Here is a 25,345-nt window from a genome sequence, read left to right on the forward strand (position 1 = left end):
GGGAGCCTAACCCGCGCGCAGTTCTTCGGCCAACAGTTCGAAATCGTCGCGGCGGGGCGAATTCTTGCGCCAGATCAGGGCGATTTCGCGCGTGGCGTTCTTGCTCTTGAGCGGGCGAGCGACGACTTCCGTGCCGTTGAGAATGCCCGCATCCACCGCCATTTTGGGCAGCATGGTCAGGCCGAGATCGTTGTCGACCATTTGTACCAGCGTATGGAGGCTGGTGCCGATCATCGTCGCAGAAGCGCGCAATTCGGGGCGGTTGCAGGCGGCCAGCGCGTGATCCTTGAGACAATGGCCGTCTTCGAGCAGCAGCAGGCGCCCTTCGTCGATCATGCTCGGCGGAATGATGTCGGGCGGATCGCGCGGATCGTCCTTGGGGAAGGCGACATAGAGTTCGTCATCCGAGATATGCGCCTTCTCGACCTCGCCGGTGGCGAAGGGAAGGGCGAGCAGAACGCAATCGACGCGCCCGTGCTGGAGCGATTCGACCGCGTCCTGGCTGGTTTCCTCGCGCAGGAACAGCTCAAGGTCGGGCCGTTCCTTGCGCAGGCGCGGCAGAAAGCGCGGCAGCAGGAAGGGCGCGATTGTCGGGATGACGCTCATGCGTAGCTGCCCGGCGAGTGGCTTGCCCGCGGCCTGGACCAGGTCGGCCAGTTCCTCGGCCTCCCGCAAGATGCGGTGCGCCTTGTCGACCACCTGATTGCCCAGCGCCGTGAAGCGCACAACGCGGCGGCTGCGCTCGACCAGAGTCACGCCGAGCAGCGACTCTAGCTCGCGAATGCCCGCCGACAGCGTCGATTGCGACACGAAGCTGGCCTCCGCCGCGCGGCCGAAATGGCCGTGCTCATGCAGCGCGACGAGATATTGGAGCTGCTTGAGGGTCGGAAGGTAGGTGCTCACTCTGCTGCCTGCGCTTCGACCATGCCCGCATGAACTTCGTCGACATGGGTCATCAGCAACCGTCCGTCCTTGACCGCGAAAGCGAGCCTGCCTTCGACCAATTCGAGCGCATCCTTGCCGAAGACGTCGTAGCGCCAGCCTTCGAGGATCTTGAGGTCGCGCACGCCGGCGGCAAGCGCTTCCATTTCGTCGGCTTTGGTCAGCAGACGGGCAGCGACATCGATTTCGCGCGCGCGGATCTTGAGCAGCAGCTTGAGCAGATCGGCGACCAGCGCGCCTTCCTTGCCCAATGGCGCGCCGCGTTTCGGCTTATCGGGCATTTCGTCTTTCGGCAGCGGCTCCGCCTTTTCGAGCACTTTCATAAGACGCTTGCCGATGTCGTTGTCTTTCCACGCATTCGACAAGCCGCGAACCTTGGTCAGATCGGCCTGCTTCTTGGGGGGGTGGCTGGCGATATCGGCCAGCGTTTCGTCGCGCATGATGCGCCCGCGCGGGATGTTCTTGTGCTGCGCTTCGCTCTCGCGCCAGGCGGCCAGCGCCTTGAGACGCCCGAGCACGGCAGGGTTGCGCCCCGGCGAACGGATGCGCTGCCAAGCCTTGCCCGCGTCGTTGGCGTAATTTTCAGGATCGGCGAGTTTTTCCATCTCGGCATCGAGCCAGGCCCCGCGACCGGTCTTGATCAGCTTCTTGAGGATGCGCGGGAAGATCTGCGCCAGATGGGTCACGTCGCCGATCGCATATTCGATCTGGCGGTCGGTCAGCGGGCGGCGGCTCCAGTCGGTGAAGCGCGCGCCCTTGTCGATCGTCAGGCCAAGCCAGCTTTCGACGAGATTGGCATAGCCGATCTGTTCCGACTGACTGATCGCCATCATCGCGATCTGCGTGTCGAAGATCGGCTGCGGTGTCCGCTGCGTGAAATTGTAGACGATCTCGACATCCTGCCCGCCGGCATGGAAGACTTTGAGCACCTCGTCATTGTCGCACATCAGATCCCACAGCGGGGCAAGGTCGATTCCGTCGGCCAGTGGATCGATCGCCGCCGCTTCTTCCGTATTGCCTATCTGCACCAGGCACAGTTCGGGCCAATAGGTGTTTTCGCGCATGAATTCCGTATCGACGCAGACGAAATCGCTTTTCGCCAGACGCTCGCACAATTCGGCGAGCGGTTCGGTCTCGGTAATCAGATCGTGTATTTTCATCGTGTCTTTTCGTGTTCTGTCGGGCGGAGTACCGCCCCCGGGGCAAAGCCCATACGGTGGCGCGGGGTCATCCCGCATGCGCAAGGTAGCGGGATTTGCGCCCGGCCTGCAATCGCGCGGGCGGCGCTATGCACCGCCGTGACGCGCGCCGCTTTAGACCTGCCATATGCGCGGTCAAGCGAGTCTTAACGCTTGCGAGCTATCGCTGCGGCGCATGGGACGGATCGATTCACTCGAGCATTTCCACGCGCAGGCGGCAGGCCGGCCGTTCGATCATGTGCGCTTCCGGCTCGCCTATCCTCACGCTGCGCAACTGCTTGGTCATACGCTCGCGACGGAGCGCTGCTTCGCATGGGAGAATCTCGGGGCTGTCATCGACGAGGGCGACCGATCGCTGATCGAGATTCGCGAAGACGGTCCGGCGGGGCGTTTCAGGCCGCTCGCCGAATTGCCAGCGAGACTCAGCCCTCTGGTCTCCTCGCTCGGCGAAGCGAAGCGCTGGATCATGCTGCGCGATCTGGGGCGCTGGCCCGAGTTCAAGGGGCTGGTCGAGGAAGTGCTGGCGGGCATTGCCCCTATCGCAGGCCCCGTGACGGGCGATCTGCTCAAGCCTGTTGCGTTTCTTTTCGTCAGCTCGCCCGGCCTGCTCACTCCGCTGCATTTCGATCCCGAATACAACATCCTGTTCCAGATCGCGGGGCGCAAGCGCTTCAGCGTGATCCCGGCGGAATGCGGGCTGCCCGGCAAGGCCGATAATGAGCGGTTTCATCGTACGGGCGACAATCTCCTGCCGTGGACGCCGCAGCTAGCCGAAAGCGCGCTTCATTTCGATATCGGGCCGTGCGATGCCCTGCATGTCCCGTTCAAGGCGGCGCATACGGTAACGGTTGGCGATGCCCCATCGATCTCGCTCTCGGTGACCTGGCGCTCACGCGACAGCCTGTTGCAGGATGATGCCTGGGCGATGAACGGGCTTCTGGCTCGTTGCGGGGTGCGGGTGCCCACACCTGGCAAACGGCCCTGGGTCAGGGCCGGGACGTTGCGGGCCTTGCGCCGCGCCCGTATCGCCTAGTTCCAGGCCAGACGAATCTTGACAAATCGGCCCCCGATGGCTGTTAGGGGCGCGTTTTCGCGCGGCGCCCGGATGCGCGCGCGGCCCCAATCAATTTCCGGCAGAAAGATCGAGCTTTTCATGCACGCCTACCGTACCCATACCTGTGCCGCGCTGACCAAGGACAATGTCGGCGAAACCGTCCGCATGTCCGGCTGGGTGCACAACAAGCGCGACCATGGCGGCGTGCTGTTCGTCGATTTGCGCGATCATTACGGCATCACCCAGATCGTGGCCGACGAAGACAGCCCGGCGCTCCCGATCCTCGATAAGATCAAGCTGGAATCGGTCGTCACCATCGACGGAACCGTCAAGGCGCGCGCCGACGTAGCGGTGAACCCGAACCTGCCAACCGGCGCCATCGAGGTGTTCGCGCGCGAGGTGAGCGTACAGAGCCGTGCAGACGACCTGCCGCTGATCGTCAATTCGGCGGAAGACTATCCCGAGGAGACGCGCCTCAAATACCGTTTCGTCGATCTGCGACGCGAGCGGGTGCACAACAACATCATGCTGCGCAACCAGGTCATCACCAGCCTGCGCCGCCGCATGACCGACCAGGGCTTCAGTGAATTCCAGACCCCGATTCTGGGCGCTTCCAGCCCCGAAGGCGCGCGCGACTATCTCGTGCCCAGCCGTCTTCACCCGGGCCGCTTCTATGCGCTCCCCCAGGCGCCGCAGATGTTCAAGCAGTTGCTGATGGTCGCCGGGTTCGATCGTTATTTCCAGATCGCGCCCTGCTTCCGCGACGAAGACCTGCGCGCCGATCGCAGCCCCGAATTCTACCAGCTCGACTTCGAAATGAGTTTCGTCACGCAGGAAGACGTTTTCCAAGCGATCGAACCGGTGCTCGCAGGGGTGTTCGAGGAGTTTTCCGGCGGCAAGAGCGTGACGCCCGCCGGTGAATTTCCCCGCATCCCTTACGCCGAAGCGATGCTTAAATACGGCACCGACAAGCCCGATTTGCGCAACCCGCTCATCATCTCCGACGTTACCAGTCACTTCGAAAAGTCGGGCTTCGGCCTGTTCGAAAAGATCGTCGGTGGCGGCGGCCGCGTCCGCGTGATCCCTGCTCCGGACACGCATGAAAAGAGCCGCAAGTTCTTCGACGAGATGAACGACTGGGCGCGCAAGGAAGGTTTCGCCGGCCTCGGCTACGTCACCCGCAAGGGCGGCGAGTTCGGCGGGCCGATTGCCAAGAACCACGGTACCGAAGGCATGGAAAAGCTCTATGCCGAACTCGGTCTTGGCGAAAACGATGGCCTGTTCTTTGCCGCGGGCAAGGAGAAGGACGCCGCCAAGCTGGCCGGCGCTGCGCGTACCCGCGTCGCCGAAGTGCTCGAACTGATCGAGGAAGGCTGCTTCAAGTTCTGCTGGATCGTCGACTTCCCGATGTTCGAGTATGACGAAGAGCTCAAGAAAATCGACTTCAGCCACAATCCCTTCTCGATGCCCCAAGGGGAGATGGACGCGCTGGAAACCAAGGATCCGCTCGATATCCTCGCCTGGCAGTACGATATCGTTTGCAACGGCTACGAGCTTTCCTCGGGCGCGATCCGTAACCACCGCCCGGACATCATGTACAAGGCGTTCGAGATCGCGGGCTACAGCCAGGCCGATGTCGATGAGAACTTCAGCGGCATGATCGAGGCGTTCAAGCTCGGCGCGCCGCCGCATGGCGGCTCGGCACCGGGTATCGACCGTATCGTGATGCTGCTGGCCGACGAGCCGAACATCCGCGAAGTCATCGCTTTCCCGATGAATCAGCGCGCGCAAGACCTGATGATGGGCGCGCCCAGCATCGTTTCGCCCCGACAATTGCGCGAATTGAACATTCAGCTATCCCAGCAGGCGCGCGAAGCGGTATCATCCGGTAATGCCGCCGAAGCCACCGACGTAAATGGAAATGGCGCCAGTCGTGACGAGCTAGGGCGCGACGAGAACGGCTGACGAGCAAAAAAGGCGCGGGGGAATCCGCGCCTTTTTTCTTTAAGTCGAGCCCTGATCAGTCGTACTGTTTCTCGATCATGTCGCCGAAACGCTCGCCTTCGCAAATCTCGCTGTAGCACTGTTGTACGATGGTCCGTTCCTGCGCTTCGAGCTGGCCGCTTTCCAACGCTTTTTCAAACTTGCCCTTGATGTAATCCTCGCCTTCTTCGACCCGTTCGGCGGCGGCTTCGTCATTGCTTTCGAATGCCGAGGTGATCGATTGCCACAGTTGGTGCGCTTCGCCAGTCAGGGTGCCCTTGGTAGTAAGTTCGTCGCCCTGCCGCTCGAGCTCGGCATTCATCTGCGCAAGCGTCTGTTCACGCTGTTGCAGGCGTTGGGTGAGGGCCTGCTTTAGTTGCGGACTGTCGGCTTTGTCGGCAGCTTGGCGATAACCTTCGACCGAGTCGAAGGTGGTATCGGTGAGACTTTTGAATACGGTACTTGCCATGATTTCGCTTCCCTTTGCAGTGTCGTGCATATCGAATAAACGACCGGGAGAGACCATGGGTTCGAGCTATCGGACGAGTTGCCCTTGCGCTGCGCCGCGCCGTTCATTAGGGCGACAGGCAATTCAATAACCCCCAAATCTGAGAGGGACAAAAATGAGCGATACTGCCGACCGCGTGCAGAAGATTGTCGTCGAGCACCTCGGCGTCGAGGCCGACAAGGTCACCCAGGAAGCCAGCTTCATCGACGATCTGGGCGCAGACAGCCTCGACATCGTCGAGCTGGTGATGGCGTTCGAAGAAGAGTTCGGCGTCGAAATCCCCGACGATGCGGCCGAGAAAATCACCACCGTCGGCGACGCGACCAAGTATATCGAAGAGCACAAGGGTTAAGCCCAGCGCTTTTCAGAACCCGCGCTTGTTGCGGGAACGGACAGGCCCGACCCGATAACGGGCCGGGCCTGTTGTCTTATCTGCGGAGAATTACATGCGTCGTGTGGTCGTAACCGGACTTGGCCTCGTCACTCCCCTGGGCGGTGACGTAGAGACCTCATGGAAGAACCTGATCGCGGGCAAGAGCGGGGCTGGGCCTATTACCCGTTTCGATACCACCGGGCAGAAATGCACCATCGCCTGCGAGGTGAAGCCGAAAGACCATGAGGACGGGTTCGATCCGGATAAGCGCGTCGATCACAAGGTCCAGCGCCAGGTCGATCCGTTTATTGTCTACGGTATCGATGCCGCCGGCCAGGCGCTCGAAGATGCCGGGCTCGCCGAGATGGACGACGATCTCAAGCTGCGGACCGGCGTATCGATCGGTTCGGGCATCGGCGGCCTACCCGGGATCGAGAGTGAATCGATCGTCCTGCACGAGCGTGGCCCGGGCCGAGTTTCTCCGCACTTCGTCCATGGGCGCTTGATCAACCTCATCAGTGGCCAGGTTTCGATCAAATACGGGCTGATGGGGCCGAACCATGCCGTGGTAACGGCGTGTTCGACCGGTGCGCATTCGATAGGCGATGCGGCACGCATGATCGCGCTCGATGATGCGGATGTGATGCTCGCTGGCGGTGCGGAAAGCACGATCAATCCGCTGGGTGTTGCCGGTTTCGCACAGGCGCGTGCGCTCAACATGAGCATGAACGACCGCCCCACCGAAGCAAGCCGCCCGTATGACAAGGATCGCGACGGCTTCGTTATGGGCGAGGGCGCCGGTGTCGTGGTGCTGGAGGAATACGAACACGCCAAGGCGCGCGGCGCGACGATCTATGCCGAAGTGGTGGGCTATGGCCTGTCGGGCGACGCCTATCACGTCACCGCGCCGCATCCCGAAGGCAAGGGTGCGGAACTCGCCATGCGGATGGCGCTGAAGAAGGCGGGGCTCGACGCGACCGATATCGACTATGTCAACGCGCACGGCACCTCGACCATGGCGGACACGATCGAGCTGGGTGCGGTCAAGCGCGTTTTGGGCGACGATCTCGGCGGCGCTTCGATGAGTTCCACCAAGTCGGCTATCGGCCACCTGCTCGGCGGAGCGGGCGCGGTAGAGGCGATCTTCTGCATCCTCGCGATCCGCGATCAGGTGGTTCCGCCCACGCTCAACCTTCACAATCCCGATGAGGGCACCGAGGGCGTGGACCTGGTCCCGCTCAAAGCCCGGCAGCGCGAGGTAAAAGCAGCCCTCAACAACAGCTTCGGTTTCGGCGGCACCAATGCGTCGCTGATCGTCAAGAAGGTCGATTGATGTGAAGAAAGTCGGCTGCCTTGTGGCAGGCGTCCTCGCGCTGCTCTTGGCGGTGGGTGCGATCTGGTTCCTTTCCGGCTGGTGGGGCGATGCAGAGGTCGAAGAGGATACGAGCTTCATCGTCCCTTCGGGCGCAAGCTTGACATCGGTCGCCGAAAAGCTGGCGGATGAAGGTCTGATCGGCGACGTCGACGGCTTTCTGATTCGGGCCAAGATATTCGGATCGTCCGATCCGATTATGGCGGGCGAGTTTCTACTTCCCGCTGGCGTGAGCAATGCCGCGATTCTCGATACCTTCCAGCATGGTGAGGTAATCCGCCGGTTCGTCACGATACCCGAAGGCATGCCCTCGATCCTGGTACATGAGCGCCTGATGGCGGAGGAGTATCTGACGGGCGAAATCCCCGTTCCGGTCGAAGGCTCTGTCTTGCCGGATACGTACGATTTCGAGCGCGGCGAGGCGCGTAGCGCGGTGCTCGCACGGATGCAGGCGGCGATGCAGAATTACCTCGCCGAAGCGTGGCCCAAGCGCTCTGCCGATATCGCTGTCGATAATATCAGGGACGCCGTCATCCTGGCTTCGATCGTCGAAAAGGAAACCGGAAAGCCGAGCGAGCGGCGTATGGTCGCAGGGCTATATTCGAACCGGGTGAGGGACGGCATGTTGCTGCAGGCCGACCCGACCATCATTTATCCGATCACAAAGGGTAAGCCTCTGGGCCGCCGCATCCGCCAATCGGAAATCGCCGCGATCAACGATTACAACACTTACACGATGGTGGGGTTGCCCAAGGGGCCGATCACCAATCCCGGTCGCGAGGCGATCGCAGCGGTGCTGAATCCCGCCGAAACAAGCGCACGCTACATGGTCGCGGACGGCACGGGCGGCCATGCCTTCGCCGAAACGCTGGAAGAGCATAACCGCAATGTGGCAAAGTGGTTCGAAATCCGCCGCGAACGTGGGGAAATGTGAACGAAGCCGGTGACGCGCCGCTGATCCTTACCGCGCTGCTTCCGCGGGATTTGCATGCCCGCTTCACCGCCCTGAGGGACGCGCATTTCCCGCCGGAGCGCAATTTTCTCGAAGCCCATGTGACGCTGTTTCATGCCTTGCCTGCAATGTGCGAGGCCGAGCTGTGCAGCCATCTGAAGAGGATTGCCGGTGAATTCGCGCCGGTAAAGGGGCGGGTCGATGGTCTGATGCCGCTCGGCGGTGGTACCGCTATCAAGCTGTCGAGCCCCGACATGCTTTATCTGCGCGACATGATCGCGGACCATTTCCATGGCATGCTCACCGGTCAGGATCGGCATCGTCCCGCGCTTCATGTCACGATTCAGAACAAGGTTGCCGTCACGGAAGCACGGGCTTTGCAGACGGCGCTGGCGGACACCATCGAACCGCACGCCTTCGTCTTTCGTGGCCTCGCTTTGTTCCGCTATCGCGGGGGACCCTGGGAGGCGGTGAAAGATTTTGCGTTCAGGGGGAGCGGCGGGGCGTAGCACGTCGGCGAGGGGCATCGGTGCGCCGCTTTCGCGGGGGCGATGATCGATGGTTATGTACTGGCGCATGGTGCCGCTGCCATGCCTAGGTGGATACGGCGTCGCCCGATGTGTTTGGTCGCGGGCTGGTGACCGGGACCGGGCGCGTGACCGAAGCCGTTTCGCAGCCCATCACAGAAAAGGCGAGCGGCACGCAATTGCGCGGTTGACCACATGCCCCGACCGCCCTAAATGCGCCGCCTGCCGAGCGGATTGTTGCCCCGGCAGGCCTCTTCGGGGCGGAGTAGCTCAGGTGGTTAGAGCAGCGGAATCATAATCCGCGTGTCGGGGTTCGAGTCCCTCCTCCGCTACCATTCAAGTCATTTATCTAATTGAAATAAATGGATAAATGCAGATTTTTCCAGAATCGATACCACAGGCGTTCCCACAATTTGCGTGGGACCGGGTGGTATGACTTCGGAAGTGGCTGGACTGGCGTAATTCGATTCTGACCAATTCGGTGGGTACGCCTGTTTAGGCGTTCGCCTTATGAAAACTCACAGATTGAATTTCCCCAACTCTTCCTCTCGATCATCTGAGTTGGTTTAACTCTGAGCAGCGAGGTGGTCGGGGTCTTTCGCAGCCATCACTCGCGTCACTGACGCCCGGAAGCCGGACGGATCATCCCCTTGCTTCGTTAGCTGGGCCTCCACGAACTTGATGCCGCTTTCGTAGTGAGGTCCAAATTTGGCAGACAGCGCGATGGATTTGGCCTTCGCGGTTACGTCGGCATACAACAGCTCGATCATTGTTGCTGGGATCGTACCGTCGCCCGTACCAGCCTTGAACGCTGCCAGCCTGGGCCGCAACTCGGCGCACTCTGATTCGATCCGGTCGAGGATGGACCGCCCTTCCAGCTTAAGCCCAGCCCGATCTGTTTCCCTATCGGCTACCTCCGATCCGGCTGCGTCGAGGTAGAGATAGACCTGGAACATCCCCTGTATGGTGTCGGGGATCACCGCGCCACGCGGCTGAGGCATTTCGAGGTGGGCCCGGTCGTCGAGGAAGCAGGCCAACAAATCCTCTTGGCGGCGCTGATCGGACAACAAGAAGGGGTCCGACTGCCCGAAGTTGAACATCTTGTGGAGGGCTTCAATCCTGAGGTCCGCCCATATCTCCACGACGCTCGCACCTTCGCGGCGGTGGGCTGGATATGAGAGCTTCCCGGCTTGAACGGCGGCGGTATAGTCGCGCACAGTTTCAGCCAGAGCTACGGCAAGCGACTGTGGCCCAATGAGCTGTTCCGCCAGCGCCCGCAATTCATCGTCAGACTGGCGTGGCTTCTTCTTAAACCAATTCCACACAGGCCCCTCCCCTTCGCCTAGCCGTCCGCAGCGGGCAGAGCAGGCGGTTCGTGATAAGCCTCTAGCTGCCACGGGCCTTGATATTCAGCGAGCACACCTTCGCCTAGCGCTGGCATTCCAGCGATGGCCGCGATCTGCCCAAGGCAACGGCTGAGGTGGCCGCGCAAAATCTCCAACCCGTCGAAGTAGGCCTGCCGAGTATCCGGCGGCCGGTGGAAATCTCCGAAGCGCGGGTGCGGCGGCGCATCGTCATCGCGGCGCAGTAGCTCCTCGAAGGTTTGGAACTGGCGAATGCCCAAGGCCATCGCATCGAGTAGCAGATAAAGCGGCCCGTCTTGTAGCTCTGCTAGCTCCACCTGCTTGTCCACTATGATCTGCCGTACTTCGCCCAGCGACTTGAGGGCGTTGTCAATGCAGCCGTCGCAACATTCCCATGCGGACAACACCCGCCGGTCCCGCAGCCGGATAACGAGCTCGCGCGCCACCTGGCGCTCCCGATCTTTCGGGCTGACCGCAATGCTGACGAAGGGCAGGTTCAGTGTCACGTCGCCCAAGCGGCCCTTCACTTGCCGTCGAGCCCGCACCACCAATTCGCCCATGTCGAACTTGAAAGGAATTTCCCCGCTTCTCATTGCGATTCAATAACAAGCCGATGTCGATTGTGCGAGCGATTGAGACAAGATTGGCCAAGGTAATTGCAGGTGCTGGACAGTCCGAATTGGCAGATTGTTGCATTTAGTGAATTCTGAAACACGCTCACGCTGCCTTCACGCCGTGCGCTTCAAATTCCACGCCCAATTGCTTTCGAACCGCGCCGAAGATGGCGGCGAGATTGTCCATGCTCGGATTGCCTTTCTCTGAAAGCATCCGGTGCAGGCTCTTGCTCGGTCGATTGGTTTCAGCGGCAAGGCCTTCAAACCCGACCGACGCATTGACGAGGTCGCGCAGAATCAGGCGCGCAACGTGTGGTTCGCCGTTGAGAAATGCGGTCGCAGCTTCATCCAGCATGGCCTTGGCAAATTCCGGATCGCGCGCGGCGCGTTCCTTCACCGTCTCCTTGAAATCGCGTGTCAGTGCCACCTTGCTCAACTCCTTGCCTTCTTTGCCCTGGCCTTCCGGTTCTTGTATTCATCCAGCAAAGCGGTTGCTTGTCTGATGTCCGCCTGCTGCCGCTTCTTGGTCCCGCCAACGAAGAGAATGACCAACTGATCTCCGTCCCGTGTCAGATAGAGGCGGTATCCTGGCCCCCAATCAATCCGGTATTCGCCAAGCCCTTTGCCGATCCATTTGACGTTCAACAGATTGCCCAGCTCCATGCGGACGATAGCAGTGGCCACCTTGGCAGATGCCTGGACATCGAGATCGTCAAACCAGCCCCGGAAAGGGCAGGAGCCATCCTCGCGGACATACTCTTCAATAATCACATTACACCGCCTTAGGTAACATATACGTTACCATTTGTCCAGAACGCGATTGCCTTGCTTTCAGGCACCTATGAACGAGAATCTCCCGCATTCACAATGCGTCTGGTGGGTCTAGCTGAATTGAACAACTGACCGACCTTTCCTCCTTCCGCGCCTTCTCGGCACATCGGTCCAATCTTTCGCGGTTCGCGTTCAGTGTGTTGTGCGTCACCATCAACTCCTCCCACGCCTCGGGATTCTGGGACCGGATCAATCGTATTCCGGCCTCAAGAATGGTCGGTTCGCCTACAGCCTTGCGAGCCATCCACTCGGGCCATTGCCAGCTTTCGGGCATGGCGCGGGCGATGGTGCCTGGGAGGATCGCCCAAAGGAGGATGCCAGCGAGCAGGCCTGCGCCTGCCATGTGCTGCAATTTGCGGTTCTGTGCTTCGATGGTGCGGGCGCGCCCTACCAGTGTGTGCATCTCGGCAGTTGCCTGACGGTGGAAGTTTTGGGCTTTCATGAGCTGGTCGCTGTCGTAACGACGCGAACCTTCGGAGGCGTGGGCGATCTGATCGGCAATCGTCTCGGGGGTGAGTTTTATTGCTGGTTTGCCGCTGATGTCTGCCAGGTTTTCGGAGACCTGTGCCAACTGATCGGCCATCTGGCCGAGTGTCGCCGTGTAGTCCGGGATTACGATGTCGGCTCGCTCTCTGGCCATGTTCTGGACCGTATGGCGCACCATTGCCATTTCCCCTTCGAGACGGGCGAATGCTTCCGTTGCCGGATCGGCTTCTGTCACGACCTCCGGTTTTGGTACCAACGCTGGCGGTTCCTCGACTTCGAGGTCCAGTTGCACTTCTTCGATGTGGTCGTCTTCCATGTCGGTTCTCCTAAATGCCCATGTCGAAGGCGCGGGTGCGCTCGCGGGTGAGGGTTGCGGTGAGTTCATTGGCGATGCTGCGTTCGGGCTTTGGATCGACGCCGAGTTCGCGCGCCTTGCTGCGCAGCAGGCCTTCAACCTGCGGATCGCGTTCAAGCCCCTTCGCCAGCTCGGTCAGTTTGGCCGACACGCGGGCAGCGCCTGCGCGGTCGCCCTGTTGCTCAAGCTGATTGCGCGCCGTGCTGAGTCCTTGCCAGTCACTGACAAAGCGTTCAGTTCGCAACGCCGGATCGGTGCGCACGGCGGCCTCGTGCTGCATGGCGCGCATGGCCTCCTGGCTGCGCCCGCCAACGGCTTCTGCAATCAGCTCAGGACGCCGCTCCAGCGCTTTGTCGAGATCGGTGACGGCATGGGGGCGGATCGCTTCGAGCGCCTTTCCTGCCTTCTCCAAGGCGTCCTTCTGGTGCGGGAGAATTGGCAAGCCCTGGGCCTTCATTGTGCCGATGTCGCCAAGCGCACGGGCGTAGCGCTCGACCGCGCGGCGCTGGTCGTTCTGTGTGTTCGACTGGACCGGGATTGGTTGGAGCTTACGGCCCTGCGGACGGAAGTTTCCGAAGATCGATTTCGCCTTTTCCGGCACCTGCCGGACCAACTCCACGATACGCTCGCGGAAGCTAATGCCGCGCAGTTCGGCGAAGGCCTGCTCGGGCTTGTAATCACCCGCCATGTCCTTTCCGCGCTCGCGGCTGAGTGTGCGAACAAGTTTCGACTGGTCGGCAAAATCATCGCGGCCATGGTGCAGCGCCAGTCCTTCGCGATGGCGCGACATGGCGACATAGGCAGAATGGCTGTCCATCCCCGGTGTGGCGAGCACATGGACGCGGTCCACGGTCATGCCCTGCGCCTTGTGGATCGTAGCCGCATAGCCATGATCGATATGAGCGTAGTCCTTGGTGTCGAAGGCAACCTCGTGGCCATCGTCGGTGCGCACCGCCATGCTTTGCGTGCTGGCCATCGCGACCGTGCCAAGTGTCCCGTTCTTGACCCCGAGCCCGCGCTCGTTGCGCAGGAAGATGATGCGGTCGCCTGATGCAAATTGCCGTTCGCCACGCGCTGCCTTGATCGTGGCATCGGCTCCCAGCCCGCCCGCTGCACGCATCTTCTCGCGCGCCATCTGGTTCAGTTCGCGCACTTCATCATTGGTGTGGGTAAGGATAATCCGGCTGTCTTCGGGGCTGACTTGCCGTTCCCGATCCCAGCGCTCGATCAGAGCGGTGCGCGCGACCTCGCGCGTATCGGCGACATGGACCATGCCACGTTCCTTATAGGTCCGGATGGCTTCGCCCGGGCGGCCCGTTGCAAGTTGCCGCGTCGCATCCTGCTGCCATGCGGATAGCTGGCGGCGGACTTCGCTGATCTCGACCCCGCCGTGGCGCTCGTGGATCGCCCGGAAGGCAGCACCTGCTTCGATGGCCTGGAGCTGTTGCTGATCGCCGACCAGGACAACCTTCGCCCCGACCTTCGCAGCATAGGAGAGTACGCGCTCCATCTGGCGGGTGCCGACCATGCCTGCTTCGTCGATGACGAGCACGTCGCGCGAAGTGAGTTGCTCGCGTCCTTTGCCCCATTGATGCTCAAGGCTGGCGATGGTGCGCGATGCGATGCCTGAGCCGTTCTCCAGACCTTCGGCGGCGATACCAGAGAGCGCCGCGCCGCGCACATTGTAGCCCGCGCTTTCCCATGCCTCGCATGCCACGCCCAGCATCGCGCTCTTGCCGGTTCCGGCATATCCGACGACCACGGCAAGGCCAGTCTTTTTGGTGACGTGCTCGAAGGCGGATTTCTGCTCGCCGGAGAGGACCAGACCGCGCTTTGAAGCGTTCGCGAATGCGGCATTTCGCTGCACATCTTTAACGGCGTGACCGTTGCGCTGCGCCATCGCGTCGGCAGCGCGGTGCAGGCGCTGCTCGGTCTCTATCATTGCCCGCGACGTGAAGCGGTCCTGCCCGCGTCCGTCTGTGCCCAACGCAATCAGGTCGCGGGAGCTGCGCACGGCATTGTAGGCGGCGTCAAACTGCTCCTTGCCGTCGCTGTGCCGGTGAACAAAGGCGGCAAGGTCGCGCCTGGTGAAGGTGGCCTGCTGGTGCGTGATCGCATCCAAGGCCAGCGAGGGATTGGCGATTATGCGCGCGCCATTGCGCTGGGCGATGGCGCGGTGTTCCTCAATCCGCTCTGCTTCGAGGCCGCGTCCGCCAATGCGTGAGGCTGCGGGTCCAATCTTGTCCTGCGGTTCGAGCGCAATGCCTTGCGCTTCCAGGCTGCGGTGATCGATCCGCGCGTCGATATCGCGTTCCGCCAGGGCGCGGTTCACATGATCGGCCCAGCGCTCGCGCCATTGTTCAATGAGCGCGGTCTTGTTCCAGTCGCGGACCTTTGCGCCAAAGCCATCCTTCGTGACCTCTCGCATGGTGAGCATGACATGCGCATGAGGCTTGGCCTTGCCGTCCTCGCCGATATCCCAATGGACATTGAGATCGGCGATCATGCCTTTTTCGACAAATTCAGCTTTGGCGAACTCGCGCGCCAGCCTGATGTTGTCTTTCTTCGACAGCTCGCGGGGCAGGGCGAACTCGACCTCGCGGGCGAGCTGGGCATCCTTGCGCTTCTCGGCGGCCTCGACCGCGTTCCACAAGGTGGCCCGGTCGGCGAAGGTTACCACTAGCAGCTTGCATGACCTAGTGAGGCGGCGGCGCGCGCGCGACCAACGCGCTTGATGCCGGTCATTCAGGAAGCTGGCCCAGCGCCGTTGCGGATTCTTCCAAACGGGACGGAACCTCATACATGGTAAGTGCTAAGTGGTTATTCGGCCGGACCTTCCAGCCGATGAGGAGTCGAGAGGCGTGTGCCGTCCGCCTGATTTGCCAACAGGCAACACGGTGACCGCCTTGGCGGTCAGAGGTGCGGGCAGCCTGTTGCAAACCGAAGGGCATCGGCGGCGGTCAGCTAGAGACATGAAACGAATGGCAGGAAAAGTCGGTCGAATATGAAATGCGTGTCTGTGAGGGACGCGGATAAACACTGAGGGATGCCACAAAGAAAAGCCCCGCCTGGGCATGGCGGGGCAGTAACAATCGGGACCAAGTCGCTAAACCATAAGGTGAGAGGCGGGTGGCTCTTCTGCGATGATTTGAAGATAGGCATCGAGAATCTGCACCCGAAAATCATCACTCCGGCGACCTTCGAAGAAATGATAGAGGTTCTTCACCGAAAGCTGGTCAACGTGTAAACCGGCTTTGCCGTAGCCCTTGAAGATGCGCTTATTGTTGGCAGCGAAGCGCTACGCGGAACAGATCGAACGCGGCATGTCCGACGATGAACTGTCGGAAGCCTTGAAAAAGTCTTTGGGGATTTTCGGCGGCAGTGGAGGTCCGGGACGTATTCACGTTACCCGACAGGGTTCCGGCCTCAAAATCTGGGCTAGCCACGAGATTCACAATCATGTGACCGCCAAGCCGATCTTCGAAGGCAAGGCAACCATCGAGATGGCGCGCTACATCTATAATATTGGCAATCCCGCCGATATGCAGCTTCCGCTTCTCTAGCGGAGGCTGGGGGCGTACATTCATACGGAATAGCGTATATTTCCTATTTATGCGGAAAACCGTATAAATCTACCTGATACGCTAAATCGTATATTGACAATTTATACGGTAAAGCGTATCATACTGCATGAAGGATTAAATCATGCAGCAGCTTATCAGAACCTCAAAACCATTCGGAGCAGCCATCGCTCGTCAGCGCAAAGCCAAAGGCCTTACGCAATCGAGTTTGGCATCAAAGGTGAACACCCGGCAAGCGACCATTTCCGACCTCGAGAATGGGAAGGGGGGAACGCGGCTCGATATCGTGTTTGCCATACTCGCGGCACTCGACCTCGACATCTGCTTGCAGTCGCGCAGCGCCGCTAAGACAAGAATGTCGGATATTTTCTGACATGCCGCGTCAGCCGACCCACCCACCGCTCAGCGTCTATCTGAACAACCGGCTCGTTGGCCGCCTTCGTCGGCAGGCCAATGGTGCAGTGGACTTCCAGTATGATGAGGGCTGGCTTGCCTGGGAGCATGCCATGCCCGTTTCCAACTCGCTCCAGCTTCGCGAGGACCGTTATGTCGGCGCTCCGGTCATCGCCGTCTTCGATAACCTTCTCCCTGACAATCGCGATATCAGAAGCCGCGTTGCAGAAAAGATGGGCGCTAAAGGCACCGATGCCTACAGCCTCCTATCTGCCGTAGGCCGGGATTGTGTCGGCGCACTCCAGTTCCTGCCGGACGGTGAAGAGCCTAGCGCTCTTGACGCAATTGAAGGTGAAGAGATTGCCGAGGCGGGGATCGCAGAGATACTCTCCAATCTGAAAGCCGCGCCATTGGGCCTAGAGCGAGAGCGCGATTTTCGCATCTCGATTGCCGGTGCTCAGGAGAAAACGGCCCTGACCCATTGGAAGGGGAAATGGCTGCTTCCTCACGGCACGACGCCGACCACACACATATTCAAACCGCAGATCGGCGAACTGCCCAACGGTATCGATCTTAGCAACAGCGTCGAGAACGAATTTCTCTGCCTCGAAATCTGTCGCAACTTTGGCATCCCGACAACCGAGTGCGAGATACAGCACTTTGAAGGCAAACCTGCTCTCATCGTTCAGCGCTTTGACCGGGAAATCGATGGCGACAGAATCCTGCGCCAGCCGCAGGAAGATATGTGCCAGGCAATGGGCGTTCCCCCCGATATCAAATACCAGTCCGATGGCGGACCTTCGATGTTCGATGTCCTTACCTTCCTGCGAGGGAGCGACACGCCAACTGAAGACCAAGCTAATTTTCTGAAAGCCAACATCCTGTTTTGGCTTCTTGGTGCGACTGATGGCCACGCCAAAAACTTCAGTGTCGCAATGGGGCTGGGCGGCCGCTTTTCCCTCACACCGCTTTATGATGTTCTAAGCGCGGAGCCGAGTTTCGCGGACGGGAAAATCCCACAGGGCAAGTATCGTCTCGCTATGTCAGTAGGAAAGAACCGTCACTATCGGATCGACGAGATTATGCCGCGCCACTTCATGCAGACCGCCGACCGTGCCGGTTTTAGCGTTGACGATGCGCGTGCGCTATTTGAACAAATCAAAGCACAGGCAGAAGAGGTGTTACAGACAACCTTCGATAGCTTGCCAAACGAATTTCCGAGTGCGCTTGTAGACGGTCTCAGTGCAGGGTTCATCGACAGACTGCGCTTGCTTGAGCACCTCGACTAAGCGGAATCGCCGCATGTGATTGGCGGCGATAAGTCAATTTGCCGATGTCTCCGAAATCGCCAAAGCCTGCCTCACTCGTTTCAATACTTGAAACTTATGTGAAACAGGCATTCCATATTTATCTAACTGAAACAGTAGGTTATTGCCTATATTTTCATTGTTCTTAAGTATCGTGAGAAACTGGAAGTAGGAGCGTTGCAAGCCATGTCGCGGAAATCCGCGACGGCTTGGCAAAGGGGTCTCAATTGCCGACCCCGTTTGCATTCCCCGGCTTATCGGAGCGCGAAGGGTATCGAACGCCATTCCTATTCTTGCTCTCCACTGTCCACCTTTCGCCTGGCGTTCTTCTTGAACTCCGCGTCACGTGCTTCAATGGCTTCCTGCGTGTCGTGGCAAGCGTCAGGAACTTCTTCCCAAAGGTTGAGCAGAATTTGATAGGTGACCAACGTATCCAAGTCCCAACGATCTCGAAGAATAGCTCCGTTTAGCTGGCAAAGCGCTTGCGCAGTCTTGTGGGCAGGTTCGAAGAAACCGACATTGCTTCGTCCCGCAAGCAAGACCTCATCCTGATCGACCAGACCGAGCCTGTAGTTCACGCCCTTGGACGAGGCATGTACATTGTAGCTGGCAAACTTGTAATACGACCTCGCTGCAATCTGACCCACGGCATTTTCAAGGTCGATAAAGCGAACGCGCTTCTCTCCCAAATGCGGTGCAGCCCAACCGAACTCCGCGCCAAAACCATGTCCGTAATCTCGGTGACCGCGAAAAGCAGTCCCGATTTGTACAACCAGGTTGTCCGAAAATATGCGACGCAGCTTGAACAACTGAGGCCTTCAATCGAGATTCGTTGCGTCCTAGCGGGATTTTGATGTCCATCACCCAGAAGTCTTGAAGACTAAGATGGCCAACTGTCAGATTGTAGACACCCGTCACTGAGGCAGAAGTTCCGTCCCACAAAAGAACCTCCGCGCCAACAAGTTGGTTTGGGTCGCGCGGCACCTCAAACATCGGTTCCCGCTTCTTCCTGAACTTGTTGCGGCTTCCTGCCCGTTGAGCGTAGCGATACCGACATGGCACTCGCCCCTGGATGGAGATCAGCCCGAAAGCTCCGCCAACGCTGCTCGTGCATGCGATGGATGATCCCAGCAATGATCCACGTCACGCGATGGCATATACGATGGCGCTCGATAAAGTCGGGGTTCCGGTGGACCTGCGGATTTTTGCCGAAGGCTGTCATGCATTTGGGTTGCGACCGGCTTCGGCCCCGTAACCAGACGATGGCCTGATCTCGCGGTGCAATGGCTGCGCGACCGAGGCATCCTTTGAATACCCCAGAATCAGGAATAGAGTGTCTGGCTTTGGGTTGATCGCCGAATGGCGGCTATGCGATATCAAGCCACGAAAAGCGGACCGACCGCTTCCGGCCCAACTTCGGCCGAATCAGCATTCTGCGTAGCCGCATTTGAATCTGGATCGGAAGTGGACTGCCCTTTCCGTTCGTAGCACCGCGATACCAGACACTTTACAAGCTCACCTGAAACCCTGGTGGCTTTCGCCAACCCAGGTGCGTCCTCGACATCGCTTGTTGATGTATGGGGCGAAACGACTACCCCCGTCCTCTCCGGTTGCCTGGCTGGCTTTAGCCCGCCTTGATACTGCGCTCGGATTGGATAGTCCCGTCCACCGCGATCAAGGATCCGGACGTCAGCGCATCGTCGGGTTCCACAATGTCCAAATGGTGTCCCTCGATCAGCTTGCACAGGCGATACCAGACAATCCCGTCATCGACATTGTTGGCCTCACGCGAAAGGATTCCGAGTGTTTCCCCCACAAGCCGAGCGGCCGACAGCGACTTGTGATCGCGGAACGATGCCAAGATTGCACCATCCACAAGCGTCCATGGCACCGGAGCGATGGTGTCGCGCGCGACCCACCAGCGCAGCGGCAGATCGGCGTATCGTGTGGCGAAGGCCAGGTTGCCGACCATATGTCGCAACTGTCCGGCATCCGGGCTGACAGCCGTTCCGACCAGCGGAGCAAGCTGCTGAGGTGCGATCTCGCCAACGCTCGTTACGTGAGAATCGTCGAAATGCGTATCGACATCTATCAGGCGCAGTTTTGCGATCGATTGGCTATCGCGGAGGACAACCGCTACGGCGCAAATATCGGGTGCCGAGCACGAAGAGTACCAAAGGGTCCGCTCCTGATCGGCCAGCGCGGCCTGCCAGAATTCGCGTATACACTTACGTGCCTCGCGCCCCATCCCCTCTTCCTCCCATGCCGCGATCGGGTTGGCCTGATCGATCATTTGCTGGAATGCGAAAAAGTCGTCTCCGCACGGATCGGTGATCGGCCCGGCGTTCATCCGGTTCGGCAGACCGAAGACCACCGTGCCTTGAGGCAAGGCCTGCCGCAGGGAACCCGCAGCGGACATGGATAGGGCGAGGTGGATCACGACAGTCACAGCTCCAGTTCACGAGTGGGAATTCGGGGAACCCGATCACCGCAAAGCGGTATCAAAAATGCGGCTGCCACAGCATGAACCATGCCCACTAGCGATCCAGAAAAATGCCAGACCAGCCTAACGGTTTATCGCAGTTAAGACACGGTTCACCGAGTCAACAGCAATGCATGAAACTTCAATTCAAGTCCGAGAACCAGACACTTACGAAAAGGGCCACGTAGAATGCCAGTACCGCACCTTCTCCTCGCGCCATCACTGATGGCAGCCTCTGCGACAGCTTCCCTTGCACCGGCAGAATTCCAGCCGGTTTTCGAGCAGCTGGAGGCAGAGAAGAAATCGTTCTGCACCGCACTAGAAGGCGAGATGGCCGTCGAGGATCGACCGGTCAGCGCCGTGGTCGACTTCAACGCGGACGGCGTTGTCGACCCCATCGTTCCCGAGGCCGTGTTTTCATGCTCGACCTCCGCCACGCTTTTCAAGGGCGGCACGGGCGGCGCGACGCATCATGTTTTCGTTTCGAAGGCCCAAGGCGGATATGACCGCTTCGACCTGCTTGGGCATGACTACAGGATTTTCGTCTGGAACGATTTTCCGGTAATTCTGATGGGCGTGCACTTTTCGGTCTGCGGGCTCGACCGGGTTTCGACATGCATCGTCTCCTACACCTACGAACAAGGTTATTTTCAGGCGGCTGGAGATCTCGTGTCGCCCGAAGGACAAACGACAGAAGAGGAAGAACACAAGCAATGAATTCAAAGCTAAAACTGTTCGGCATCGCCGCGCTGATTGGCGCGGTGCTGAGCTACATCGCCGAAACGACTTTCTACAACGGCGTCGATGCAGATGGCGAATTGCAGGAAAGCTTTTTCCTGCCTTTGACCTTCATTTTGGCCGCGCTCGGCATAGTGATGCTGCTGGCATCGCTGTTCGTCCGCAAGCACAAGTGATTGCGCCCTACCTTCACGGAGAATTTCGAATGAAAAGACCAAACATCACCAACGCCTTCTTAGTCATGGCCGGAGCTCTCGCCCTTGCCGGATGCGAAGCGCAGGAGACCGCCGAGGATCCCTCAGCGACCGCAACTGGCACCGCAGAGCAAGCTGCCGAGCAAAACACGGACGAGACCCAGACCGGCACCCTTGTTTGCGACGATGGCAGCACGATCGTGGCGACCTATCGTGACGATCTCGGTCCCGATGGCGGAGTGGATCTGGCAATCGACGGCAAGACGTATCAGCTTTATCTGGTTCCGAGCGGCTCAGGCAGCAAGTACAGCACCGAACAGGGCCTGACCCCGGATATGCTGCTGGTGTACTGGGAAAAGGACGACGAGGCGATGCTGATCGAAAGCCCGCTGGACGACAGTGCGACCGAGGATGAAGAGGTCATCCGCGCGCGATGCAACGTCGCCAATCCGGGCAAGTAATCCGGAAACGGCGGGCAGGGTGATCGCGAGCAAAGTCGCAAAAGCACTGTCCATGCTATCGGCTATGGTGCTGCTGGCCGGTTGTGCCGACAGCACCACAGGCTCGCCACCACAGGTCAGCCTCGACGCAATCCCTCTAGACCTGCTCGAGACTTTCGAAGGATGCCGTCTGCGCGGAGGCGCGGTAAGCGAGGGCTACCCGAGCACGTGTCTGTGGGGAGGCAAGAACTTCAGACGCGATGAGGCAAACGGTACTGTAGGCGATATGCGTGTCATCCTGTTCGACATCGCCCCGCAAACAGCGTCATGCGATTTCGGCCATGGACCGGTCCAGAGCTGCCTGATTGTCAATGGCGGGCTGTTCTACGACACGATCAAAGGGTATTCGCATCGCGAAGGCCAAGGCGCGGTGATTGCCGTCCGCCGAACGCAAATCTGCGATCCGGCGGAGATCAATTCCTGCCCGGCGGATGCAGGTATCTTCCGCTTCGAATTTGTCGAAACCTACATGACCCATCGTTGAAGGTGGGCGCCGCTATCCTTCCTTCGCGCTGTAGTAGAGGTCTCTTACATTGCCGCTGTCGTCGGTGGTGCACGACCACGGTGCCGCCGCGCCATCGATCATCAGGCTAACTGCTGCTCCGGTGGGGGTCGATGCGCTTTCCAAGACAGTGATTTCTGTCTCCGCACGGTTGGCCAGTTCATAAAGATCCGCGGTGCAATTTTCGCGTGCGGCATCAAGAACCGAAGAAGATGCGACCGTGGTCGCGGATGCGGACTCCGACGCTCGTTTCTTCGGCTCGACTGTCCCAGCGCCCTCTGCGTTTGCGATCGGAGGTGACTCCGCGGCATGCGCGACATCGTCTTGCGCAGACGTGCTGTCGTTCGACCCGCAGGCGGCCAGCGTTGCGAGAAGGACGGATGCGGCGCTCGCCGCCAAAAGTTTATTTTTCATTATGGCGAAACATCGACTGTCGTTAAGTGTTCCGCGACATGCAGCAAGAACGATGAGGATGGTCCCATACCCTGTTTGAGAATGACTAGAAGCAAGCGCGCCGCCGGATTCTTTCGTGACGATGGCGGGCACTGTTCGATCAATGATCCCACAGTTCATGGTAAGCCCCGCCCAGCGCTGCAGACCTAATGAAACTAATGGCTGGCCTATAGCCAGGTCCGGTTTCTTTCCAAAAGCAGACGGTCCGCTTTCGGCCCGAAAAAGGTCGCAATGCTCTGATCTCAAAATTTTCTTGCTCCTTGTGGGCGCTACAAATATTCAGTCCGTGCGATGGTTGTTCAACTGTCGCTGACCGCGTCCGTAACGGGAAGGCAGTGAGGTTCTTCGAGCCAATTCTGCCGCTGTCCCTGCAACTGTAAGCGACGAGCGCGGAGCGCAAGCGGGACGATCCCGTGCCACTGGGCCGATATTCTCGGCCTGGGAAGGTGCGCTCCGGGCGACGACCCGCGAGCCAGGAGACCGACGGGCACGGGTCGCTCTTGCCTTGGTTCAGGGATTGGCCGGGCGCGAAACTCTTCGTCTGAGCGGCGACTGGCGGCCGGAGCCGCACCGTGACCCGCAGGCTGGCGCTCGCGTCCGCCGACCTGCGCGCGCGGCCGCTTTTGCGGAGGATCCGGCCTTCTCGCTCGGCGCCGAGGAGTGCATATTTCATGAAACCGGTATATCGTTCAATTTTTCTGGCAGCCATCTGCCTGCCCAGCGCGGCCTTCGCCCAATCTGCTACCGAAGCGGACGATCCGCCCAGAGATGTGCTGATTGTAACCGGCACCCGGTCGCCCGAACCGATTGCGACCGATCGCATCGGTGGTTCGGTCACGGTAATCGGCGATGAGATGCTTAACCACCGTCAGGTACGGACAATTTCCGATGTGTTGCGCGACGTGCCGGGGATCGCGGTCAGCCGCGTTCCGGGGCAAACGCAAGTCCGCATTCGCGGCGCCGAGGGCAATCACACGCTCGTTCTCGTCGATGGAATCGAGGTCTCGGATCCCTTCGCCGGCGAGTTCGACTTCGGCACGCTGATCGCGGACGAGGCGGCACGGGTTGAAGTGCTGCGCGGGCAGCAAAGCGCGCTCTACGGATCCGATGCCATCGGCGGCGTCATCCACTATCGCACGCTGTCGGGGCGCGATGCGCCCGGTACTACTGTGCGGATCGAGGCAGGCTCTTTCCGCACGGTCAATGCGGCGGCCCGGCTTGCAGGCGCAGCGGGCGCACTGGATTACGCTTTGTCGGCTACTCTCAACAGCACCGATGGCACGCCGGGTGCGCGCGGCGGGACGCGTGACCTGTCCAGCGATACCGGCTCACTCTCGGCCAAAGCCAACTGGTTGCCTTCGGCGAACACGCGGTTGACCGCTGTGGTGCGGTATGCGAGCGCCGAGGGCGAGTTCAACGACAGCGACAATGACCCTGCAAGCCCGACTTTCGGTTTCCAGATCGACACCCCGGGCAACCGGTTCGAGAACGAAGCGATCTATGCGCTGCTGCGTGGCGAGTTGGGTCTGCTCGACGGACGGTGGACGCATGCGCTCTCAGGCCAGATCGCCGATACCCGTCGTGACGGTTTCAACGCCGCCGGACGATCCTTCGGCAGCGAGGGCCAGCGGCTGAAGACTTCGTATGAAAGCACGCTACGCTTCGGCGATGACCGCTTGCAACATCGTGCCACCGTTGCGGTCGATATCGAGCGCGAAAGGTTTCGCAACACCGACCCTTCGGGTTTCGCCTTCACCGGGCTAAGGCAGATCGACAGTGCCGGCCTTGTCGGCCAGTACGAGTTGTTCATAGCTGACGCGGTCAGCGTTGGTGCATCGCTTCGCCGCGATTGGAACGGGCGTTTCGCCGACACGACGACGTATCGCGTGCAGGGCAGTTATCGCGTCACGCCTGCGACCCGGCTCCGCGCAGCGGCAGGCTCCGGAGTCAAGAACCCCTCCTTCTACGAAATGTTCGGGTTCGTCGATGGACGCTTCATCGGCAATGTCGATCTGGAGCCGGAGCGGTCCGGGGGCTGGGAAATCGGGATCGAGCAAGGCTTGTTTGGCGATAGCTTGTTGCTCGGCGCGACCTACTTCGAAAACGAGCTTACCGGCGAAATCTTTACCACTTTCCCGCCGCCCGATTTCATTGCCTCACCGGCCAACCGGGACACGATATCGACACAGCGCGGCGTGGAGGTATTCGCGACGGCACAATTCGGCGAGGCCTGGCGGGTCGACGGAATGTACACCTATCTCCACGCGCGGGAGAACGGCGTCGAGGAAGTGCGGCGGCCTGCTCATACCGCCAGCCTCGCCGTCGATTGGCAGGCATCGGGCGATCGTGGCGGCGTCACGATCGTCGCCCGCTACAATGGCGATGCGGTGGATGTTGCCTTTATCGACCCGTCTTTTGTTCCGGTGCGCGTCGCCTTGGACGATTACCTGCTCTTGAGTGTAAACATGCGGTACGCGTTGAGCGAAAGCGTCGAATTGTTCGGGAGGATCGAAAACGCGCTCGACGAAGAGTACGAAGACGTCTTCAGCTTCGCCACGCCGGGTCGCTCCGCCGTGATTGGGGCGCGGGCTCGGTTCTAGCGCATGTCTGACTGCCTGCCCGATCGCACTGCGGC

27 protein-coding genes, 1 tRNA gene and 1 riboswitch are annotated in these 25,345 nt (G+C 60.0%); of the genes, 16 read left to right on the forward strand and 12 right to left on the reverse strand.

Features of this window, described 5'->3' with window-relative positions; translation table 11 throughout:
- Positions 1-6: 6 nt before the first annotated feature.
- Positions 7-903 carry a LysR substrate-binding domain-containing protein gene (locus tag DVR09_RS07880; RefSeq protein ID WP_115416451.1) on the reverse strand — a complete coding sequence of 299 codons (897 nt, stop codon included), beginning with the start codon at positions 901-903 and terminating at the stop codon, positions 7-9.
- Entirely contained in the window at positions 900-2,102 is a 1,203-nt protein-coding gene (gene rnd, locus DVR09_RS07885) for a ribonuclease D (RefSeq protein WP_115416452.1), read from the reverse strand. The genes DVR09_RS07880 and rnd overlap by 4 nt, the downstream gene beginning before the upstream one ends.
- 214 nt (positions 2,103-2,316) lie before the next feature.
- Between rnd and DVR09_RS07890 the strand changes: the two genes are divergently transcribed.
- Positions 2,317-3,174: a cupin domain-containing protein gene (locus DVR09_RS07890; protein ID WP_115416453.1), complete on the forward strand. Its 858-nt coding sequence runs from the start codon at positions 2,317-2,319 to the stop codon at positions 3,172-3,174.
- 120 nt (positions 3,175-3,294) lie between these two features.
- Positions 3,295-5,160, forward strand: a complete 1,866-nt coding sequence (gene aspS, locus DVR09_RS07895; protein ID WP_115416454.1) for an aspartate--tRNA ligase — start codon at positions 3,295-3,297, stop codon at positions 5,158-5,160.
- 55 nt (positions 5,161-5,215) lie between these two features.
- Here aspS and DVR09_RS07900 read toward each other — a convergent pair whose 3' ends face one another.
- Complete coding sequence (locus DVR09_RS07900; protein WP_115417855.1) at positions 5,216-5,647, reverse strand: ferritin-like domain-containing protein; 432 nt, start codon at positions 5,645-5,647, stop codon at positions 5,216-5,218.
- A 154-nt stretch (positions 5,648-5,801) separates the two neighbouring features.
- Here DVR09_RS07900 and DVR09_RS07905 point away from each other — a divergent pair, with 154 nt between their 5' ends.
- The 5 genes from DVR09_RS07905 (at position 5,802) to DVR09_RS07925 (ending at position 9,245) form a co-directional block, all read left to right on the forward strand.
- Positions 5,802-6,038 carry an acyl carrier protein gene (locus DVR09_RS07905; RefSeq protein ID WP_006834437.1) on the forward strand — a complete coding sequence of 79 codons (237 nt, stop codon included), beginning with the start codon at positions 5,802-5,804 and terminating at the stop codon, positions 6,036-6,038.
- A 94-nt stretch (positions 6,039-6,132) separates the two neighbouring features.
- Positions 6,133-7,392 (forward strand): beta-ketoacyl-ACP synthase II, encoded by a 1,260-nt coding sequence (gene fabF / locus DVR09_RS07910; protein ID WP_115416455.1) that lies wholly within the window; start codon positions 6,133-6,135, stop codon positions 7,390-7,392.
- A 1-nt stretch (position 7,393) separates the two neighbouring features.
- Positions 7,394-8,365, forward strand: a complete 972-nt coding sequence (gene mltG, locus DVR09_RS07915; protein WP_115416456.1) for an endolytic transglycosylase MltG — start codon at positions 7,394-7,396, stop codon at positions 8,363-8,365.
- Complete coding sequence (locus tag DVR09_RS07920; RefSeq protein WP_115416457.1) at positions 8,362-8,892, forward strand: 2'-5' RNA ligase family protein; 531 nt, start codon at positions 8,362-8,364, stop codon at positions 8,890-8,892. The genes mltG and DVR09_RS07920 overlap by 4 nt, the downstream gene beginning before the upstream one ends.
- A gap of 277 nt (positions 8,893-9,169) precedes the next feature.
- A tRNA-Met gene (locus DVR09_RS07925) sits at positions 9,170-9,245 on the forward strand.
- Between the two features lie 231 nt (positions 9,246-9,476).
- Here the strand turns inward: DVR09_RS07925 and DVR09_RS07930 are convergent.
- The 6 genes from DVR09_RS07930 to traA all read right to left on the reverse strand — a co-directional run bounded on the left by DVR09_RS07930 (position 9,477) and on the right by traA (position 15,240).
- Positions 9,477-10,127 carry a hypothetical protein gene (locus DVR09_RS07930; protein ID WP_234041364.1) on the reverse strand — a complete coding sequence of 217 codons (651 nt, stop codon included), beginning with the start codon at positions 10,125-10,127 and terminating at the stop codon, positions 9,477-9,479.
- A 125-nt stretch (positions 10,128-10,252) separates the two neighbouring features.
- Positions 10,253-10,867, reverse strand: a complete 615-nt coding sequence (locus tag DVR09_RS07935) for a DUF6650 family protein (RefSeq protein ID WP_115416459.1) — start codon at positions 10,865-10,867, stop codon at positions 10,253-10,255.
- A gap of 124 nt (positions 10,868-10,991) precedes the next feature.
- Positions 10,992-11,285, reverse strand: coding sequence for a helix-turn-helix domain-containing transcriptional regulator (locus tag DVR09_RS07940; RefSeq protein WP_234041365.1), 294 nt, complete (start codon positions 11,283-11,285; stop codon positions 10,992-10,994).
- A 35-nt stretch (positions 11,286-11,320) separates the two neighbouring features.
- Positions 11,321-11,659, reverse strand: coding sequence for a type II toxin-antitoxin system RelE/ParE family toxin (locus DVR09_RS07945; RefSeq protein ID WP_115416460.1), 339 nt, complete (start codon positions 11,657-11,659; stop codon positions 11,321-11,323).
- A gap of 91 nt (positions 11,660-11,750) precedes the next feature.
- Positions 11,751-12,521 (reverse strand): DUF6118 family protein, encoded by a 771-nt coding sequence (locus DVR09_RS07950; RefSeq protein WP_115416461.1) that lies wholly within the window; start codon positions 12,519-12,521, stop codon positions 11,751-11,753.
- A gap of 10 nt (positions 12,522-12,531) precedes the next feature.
- Positions 12,532-15,240, reverse strand: a complete 2,709-nt coding sequence (traA, locus tag DVR09_RS07955; protein ID WP_234041366.1) for a Ti-type conjugative transfer relaxase TraA — start codon at positions 15,238-15,240, stop codon at positions 12,532-12,534.
- Positions 15,241-15,883: 643 nt separating this feature from the next.
- Here traA and DVR09_RS07965 point away from each other — a divergent pair.
- The 3 genes from DVR09_RS07965 to DVR09_RS07975 all read left to right on the forward strand — a co-directional run bounded on the left by DVR09_RS07965 (position 15,884) and on the right by DVR09_RS07975 (position 17,823).
- Positions 15,884-16,123 (forward strand): hypothetical protein, encoded by a 240-nt coding sequence (locus tag DVR09_RS07965; RefSeq protein WP_162814890.1) that lies wholly within the window; start codon positions 15,884-15,886, stop codon positions 16,121-16,123.
- Between the two features lie 142 nt (positions 16,124-16,265).
- Positions 16,266-16,514 carry a helix-turn-helix domain-containing protein gene (locus DVR09_RS07970; protein WP_115416463.1) on the forward strand — a complete coding sequence of 83 codons (249 nt, stop codon included), beginning with the start codon at positions 16,266-16,268 and terminating at the stop codon, positions 16,512-16,514.
- A 1-nt stretch (position 16,515) separates the two neighbouring features.
- A complete protein-coding gene (locus DVR09_RS07975; protein ID WP_115416464.1) occupies positions 16,516-17,823 on the forward strand; it encodes a type II toxin-antitoxin system HipA family toxin in 1,308 nt (435 codons plus the stop codon).
- 305 nt (positions 17,824-18,128) lie between these two features.
- Here DVR09_RS07975 and DVR09_RS07980 read toward each other — a convergent pair whose 3' ends face one another.
- On the reverse strand, positions 18,129-18,650 hold the full coding sequence (locus DVR09_RS07980) for a hypothetical protein (protein WP_115416465.1): 522 nt from the start codon (positions 18,648-18,650) through the stop codon (positions 18,129-18,131).
- 308 nt (positions 18,651-18,958) lie between these two features.
- Here DVR09_RS07980 and DVR09_RS17895 point away from each other — a divergent pair, with 308 nt between their 5' ends.
- Complete coding sequence (locus tag DVR09_RS17895) at positions 18,959-19,096, forward strand: hypothetical protein (RefSeq protein WP_435867812.1); 138 nt, start codon at positions 18,959-18,961, stop codon at positions 19,094-19,096.
- Positions 19,097-19,465: 369 nt separating this feature from the next.
- Here DVR09_RS17895 and DVR09_RS07990 read toward each other — a convergent pair whose 3' ends face one another.
- Positions 19,466-20,281 carry a DUF3658 domain-containing protein gene (locus DVR09_RS07990; protein ID WP_162814891.1) on the reverse strand — a complete coding sequence of 272 codons (816 nt, stop codon included), beginning with the start codon at positions 20,279-20,281 and terminating at the stop codon, positions 19,466-19,468.
- A gap of 231 nt (positions 20,282-20,512) precedes the next feature.
- Here DVR09_RS07990 and DVR09_RS17130 point away from each other — a divergent pair, with 231 nt between their 5' ends.
- The 4 genes from DVR09_RS17130 to DVR09_RS08005 are packed head-to-tail and all read left to right on the forward strand — an operon-like array spanning position 20,513 to position 22,239.
- Complete coding sequence (locus tag DVR09_RS17130; RefSeq protein ID WP_162814892.1) at positions 20,513-21,040, forward strand: hypothetical protein; 528 nt, start codon at positions 20,513-20,515, stop codon at positions 21,038-21,040.
- Positions 21,037-21,237, forward strand: a complete 201-nt coding sequence (locus DVR09_RS07995; protein ID WP_162814893.1) for a DUF3955 domain-containing protein — start codon at positions 21,037-21,039, stop codon at positions 21,235-21,237. Before DVR09_RS17130 ends, DVR09_RS07995 begins: the two co-directional genes overlap by 4 nt.
- A gap of 29 nt (positions 21,238-21,266) precedes the next feature.
- A complete protein-coding gene (locus DVR09_RS08000; RefSeq protein WP_115416469.1) occupies positions 21,267-21,716 on the forward strand; it encodes an MliC family protein in 450 nt (149 codons plus the stop codon).
- A gap of 19 nt (positions 21,717-21,735) precedes the next feature.
- Positions 21,736-22,239 carry a DUF4377 domain-containing protein gene (locus DVR09_RS08005; protein WP_234041367.1) on the forward strand — a complete coding sequence of 168 codons (504 nt, stop codon included), beginning with the start codon at positions 21,736-21,738 and terminating at the stop codon, positions 22,237-22,239.
- Between the two features lie 12 nt (positions 22,240-22,251).
- Here DVR09_RS08005 and DVR09_RS17135 read toward each other — a convergent pair whose 3' ends face one another.
- The gene (locus tag DVR09_RS17135; RefSeq protein WP_162814895.1) at positions 22,252-22,956 is read right to left on the reverse strand and encodes a hypothetical protein; all 705 of its coding nucleotides are present in this window, start codon (positions 22,954-22,956) and stop codon (positions 22,252-22,254) included.
- A gap of 32 nt (positions 22,957-22,988) precedes the next feature.
- Positions 22,989-23,213, forward strand: a riboswitch (cobalamin riboswitch).
- Between the two features lie 168 nt (positions 23,214-23,381).
- Here DVR09_RS17135 and DVR09_RS08015 point away from each other — a divergent pair.
- The gene (locus DVR09_RS08015; RefSeq protein WP_115416472.1) at positions 23,382-25,310 is read left to right on the forward strand and encodes a TonB-dependent receptor plug domain-containing protein; all 1,929 of its coding nucleotides are present in this window, start codon (positions 23,382-23,384) and stop codon (positions 25,308-25,310) included.
- Positions 25,311-25,345: the final 35 nt, after the last annotated feature.

The organism is Erythrobacter aureus (assembly GCF_003355455.1).
Taxonomy (GTDB): Bacteria; Pseudomonadota; Alphaproteobacteria; order Sphingomonadales; family Sphingomonadaceae; genus Qipengyuania; species Qipengyuania aurea.

Bases quoted from the DNA above. Each gene is read 5' to 3' on its own strand.
- DVR09_RS07950 (WP_115416461.1), bottom strand. From the start codon at position 12,521: ATGGAAGACGACCACATCGAAGAAGTGCAACTGGACCTCGAAGTCGAG.
- DVR09_RS07975 (WP_115416464.1), top strand. From the start codon at position 16,516: ATGCCGCGTCAGCCGACCCACCCACCGCTCAGCGTCTATCTGAACAAC.
- DVR09_RS07995 (WP_162814893.1), top strand. From the start codon at position 21,037: ATGAATTCAAAGCTAAAACTGTTCGGCATCGCCGCGCTGATTGGCGCG.
- DVR09_RS07970 (WP_115416463.1), top strand. From the start codon at position 16,266: ATGCAGCAGCTTATCAGAACCTCAAAACCATTCGGAGCAGCCATCGCT.
- DVR09_RS07965 (WP_162814890.1), top strand. From the start codon at position 15,884: ATGTCCGACGATGAACTGTCGGAAGCCTTGAAAAAGTCTTTGGGGATT.
- fabF (WP_115416455.1), top strand. From the start codon at position 6,133: ATGCGTCGTGTGGTCGTAACCGGACTTGGCCTCGTCACTCCCCTGGGC.
- DVR09_RS07935 (WP_115416459.1), bottom strand. From the start codon at position 10,867: ATGAGAAGCGGGGAAATTCCTTTCAAGTTCGACATGGGCGAATTGGTG.
- DVR09_RS08000 (WP_115416469.1), top strand. From the start codon at position 21,267: ATGAAAAGACCAAACATCACCAACGCCTTCTTAGTCATGGCCGGAGCT.
- DVR09_RS08015 (WP_115416472.1), top strand. From the start codon at position 23,382: ATGAAACCGGTATATCGTTCAATTTTTCTGGCAGCCATCTGCCTGCCC.
- DVR09_RS07905 (WP_006834437.1), top strand. From the start codon at position 5,802: ATGAGCGATACTGCCGACCGCGTGCAGAAGATTGTCGTCGAGCACCTC.
- DVR09_RS17895 (WP_435867812.1), top strand. From the start codon at position 18,959: ATGGATGATCCCAGCAATGATCCACGTCACGCGATGGCATATACGATG.
- aspS (WP_115416454.1), top strand. From the start codon at position 3,295: ATGCACGCCTACCGTACCCATACCTGTGCCGCGCTGACCAAGGACAAT.
- DVR09_RS07890 (WP_115416453.1), top strand. From the start codon at position 2,317: ATGGGACGGATCGATTCACTCGAGCATTTCCACGCGCAGGCGGCAGGC.
- rnd (WP_115416452.1), bottom strand. From the start codon at position 2,102: ATGAAAATACACGATCTGATTACCGAGACCGAACCGCTCGCCGAATTG.
- DVR09_RS07900 (WP_115417855.1), bottom strand. From the start codon at position 5,647: ATGGCAAGTACCGTATTCAAAAGTCTCACCGATACCACCTTCGACTCG.
- DVR09_RS17130 (WP_162814892.1), top strand. From the start codon at position 20,513: ATGCCAGTACCGCACCTTCTCCTCGCGCCATCACTGATGGCAGCCTCT.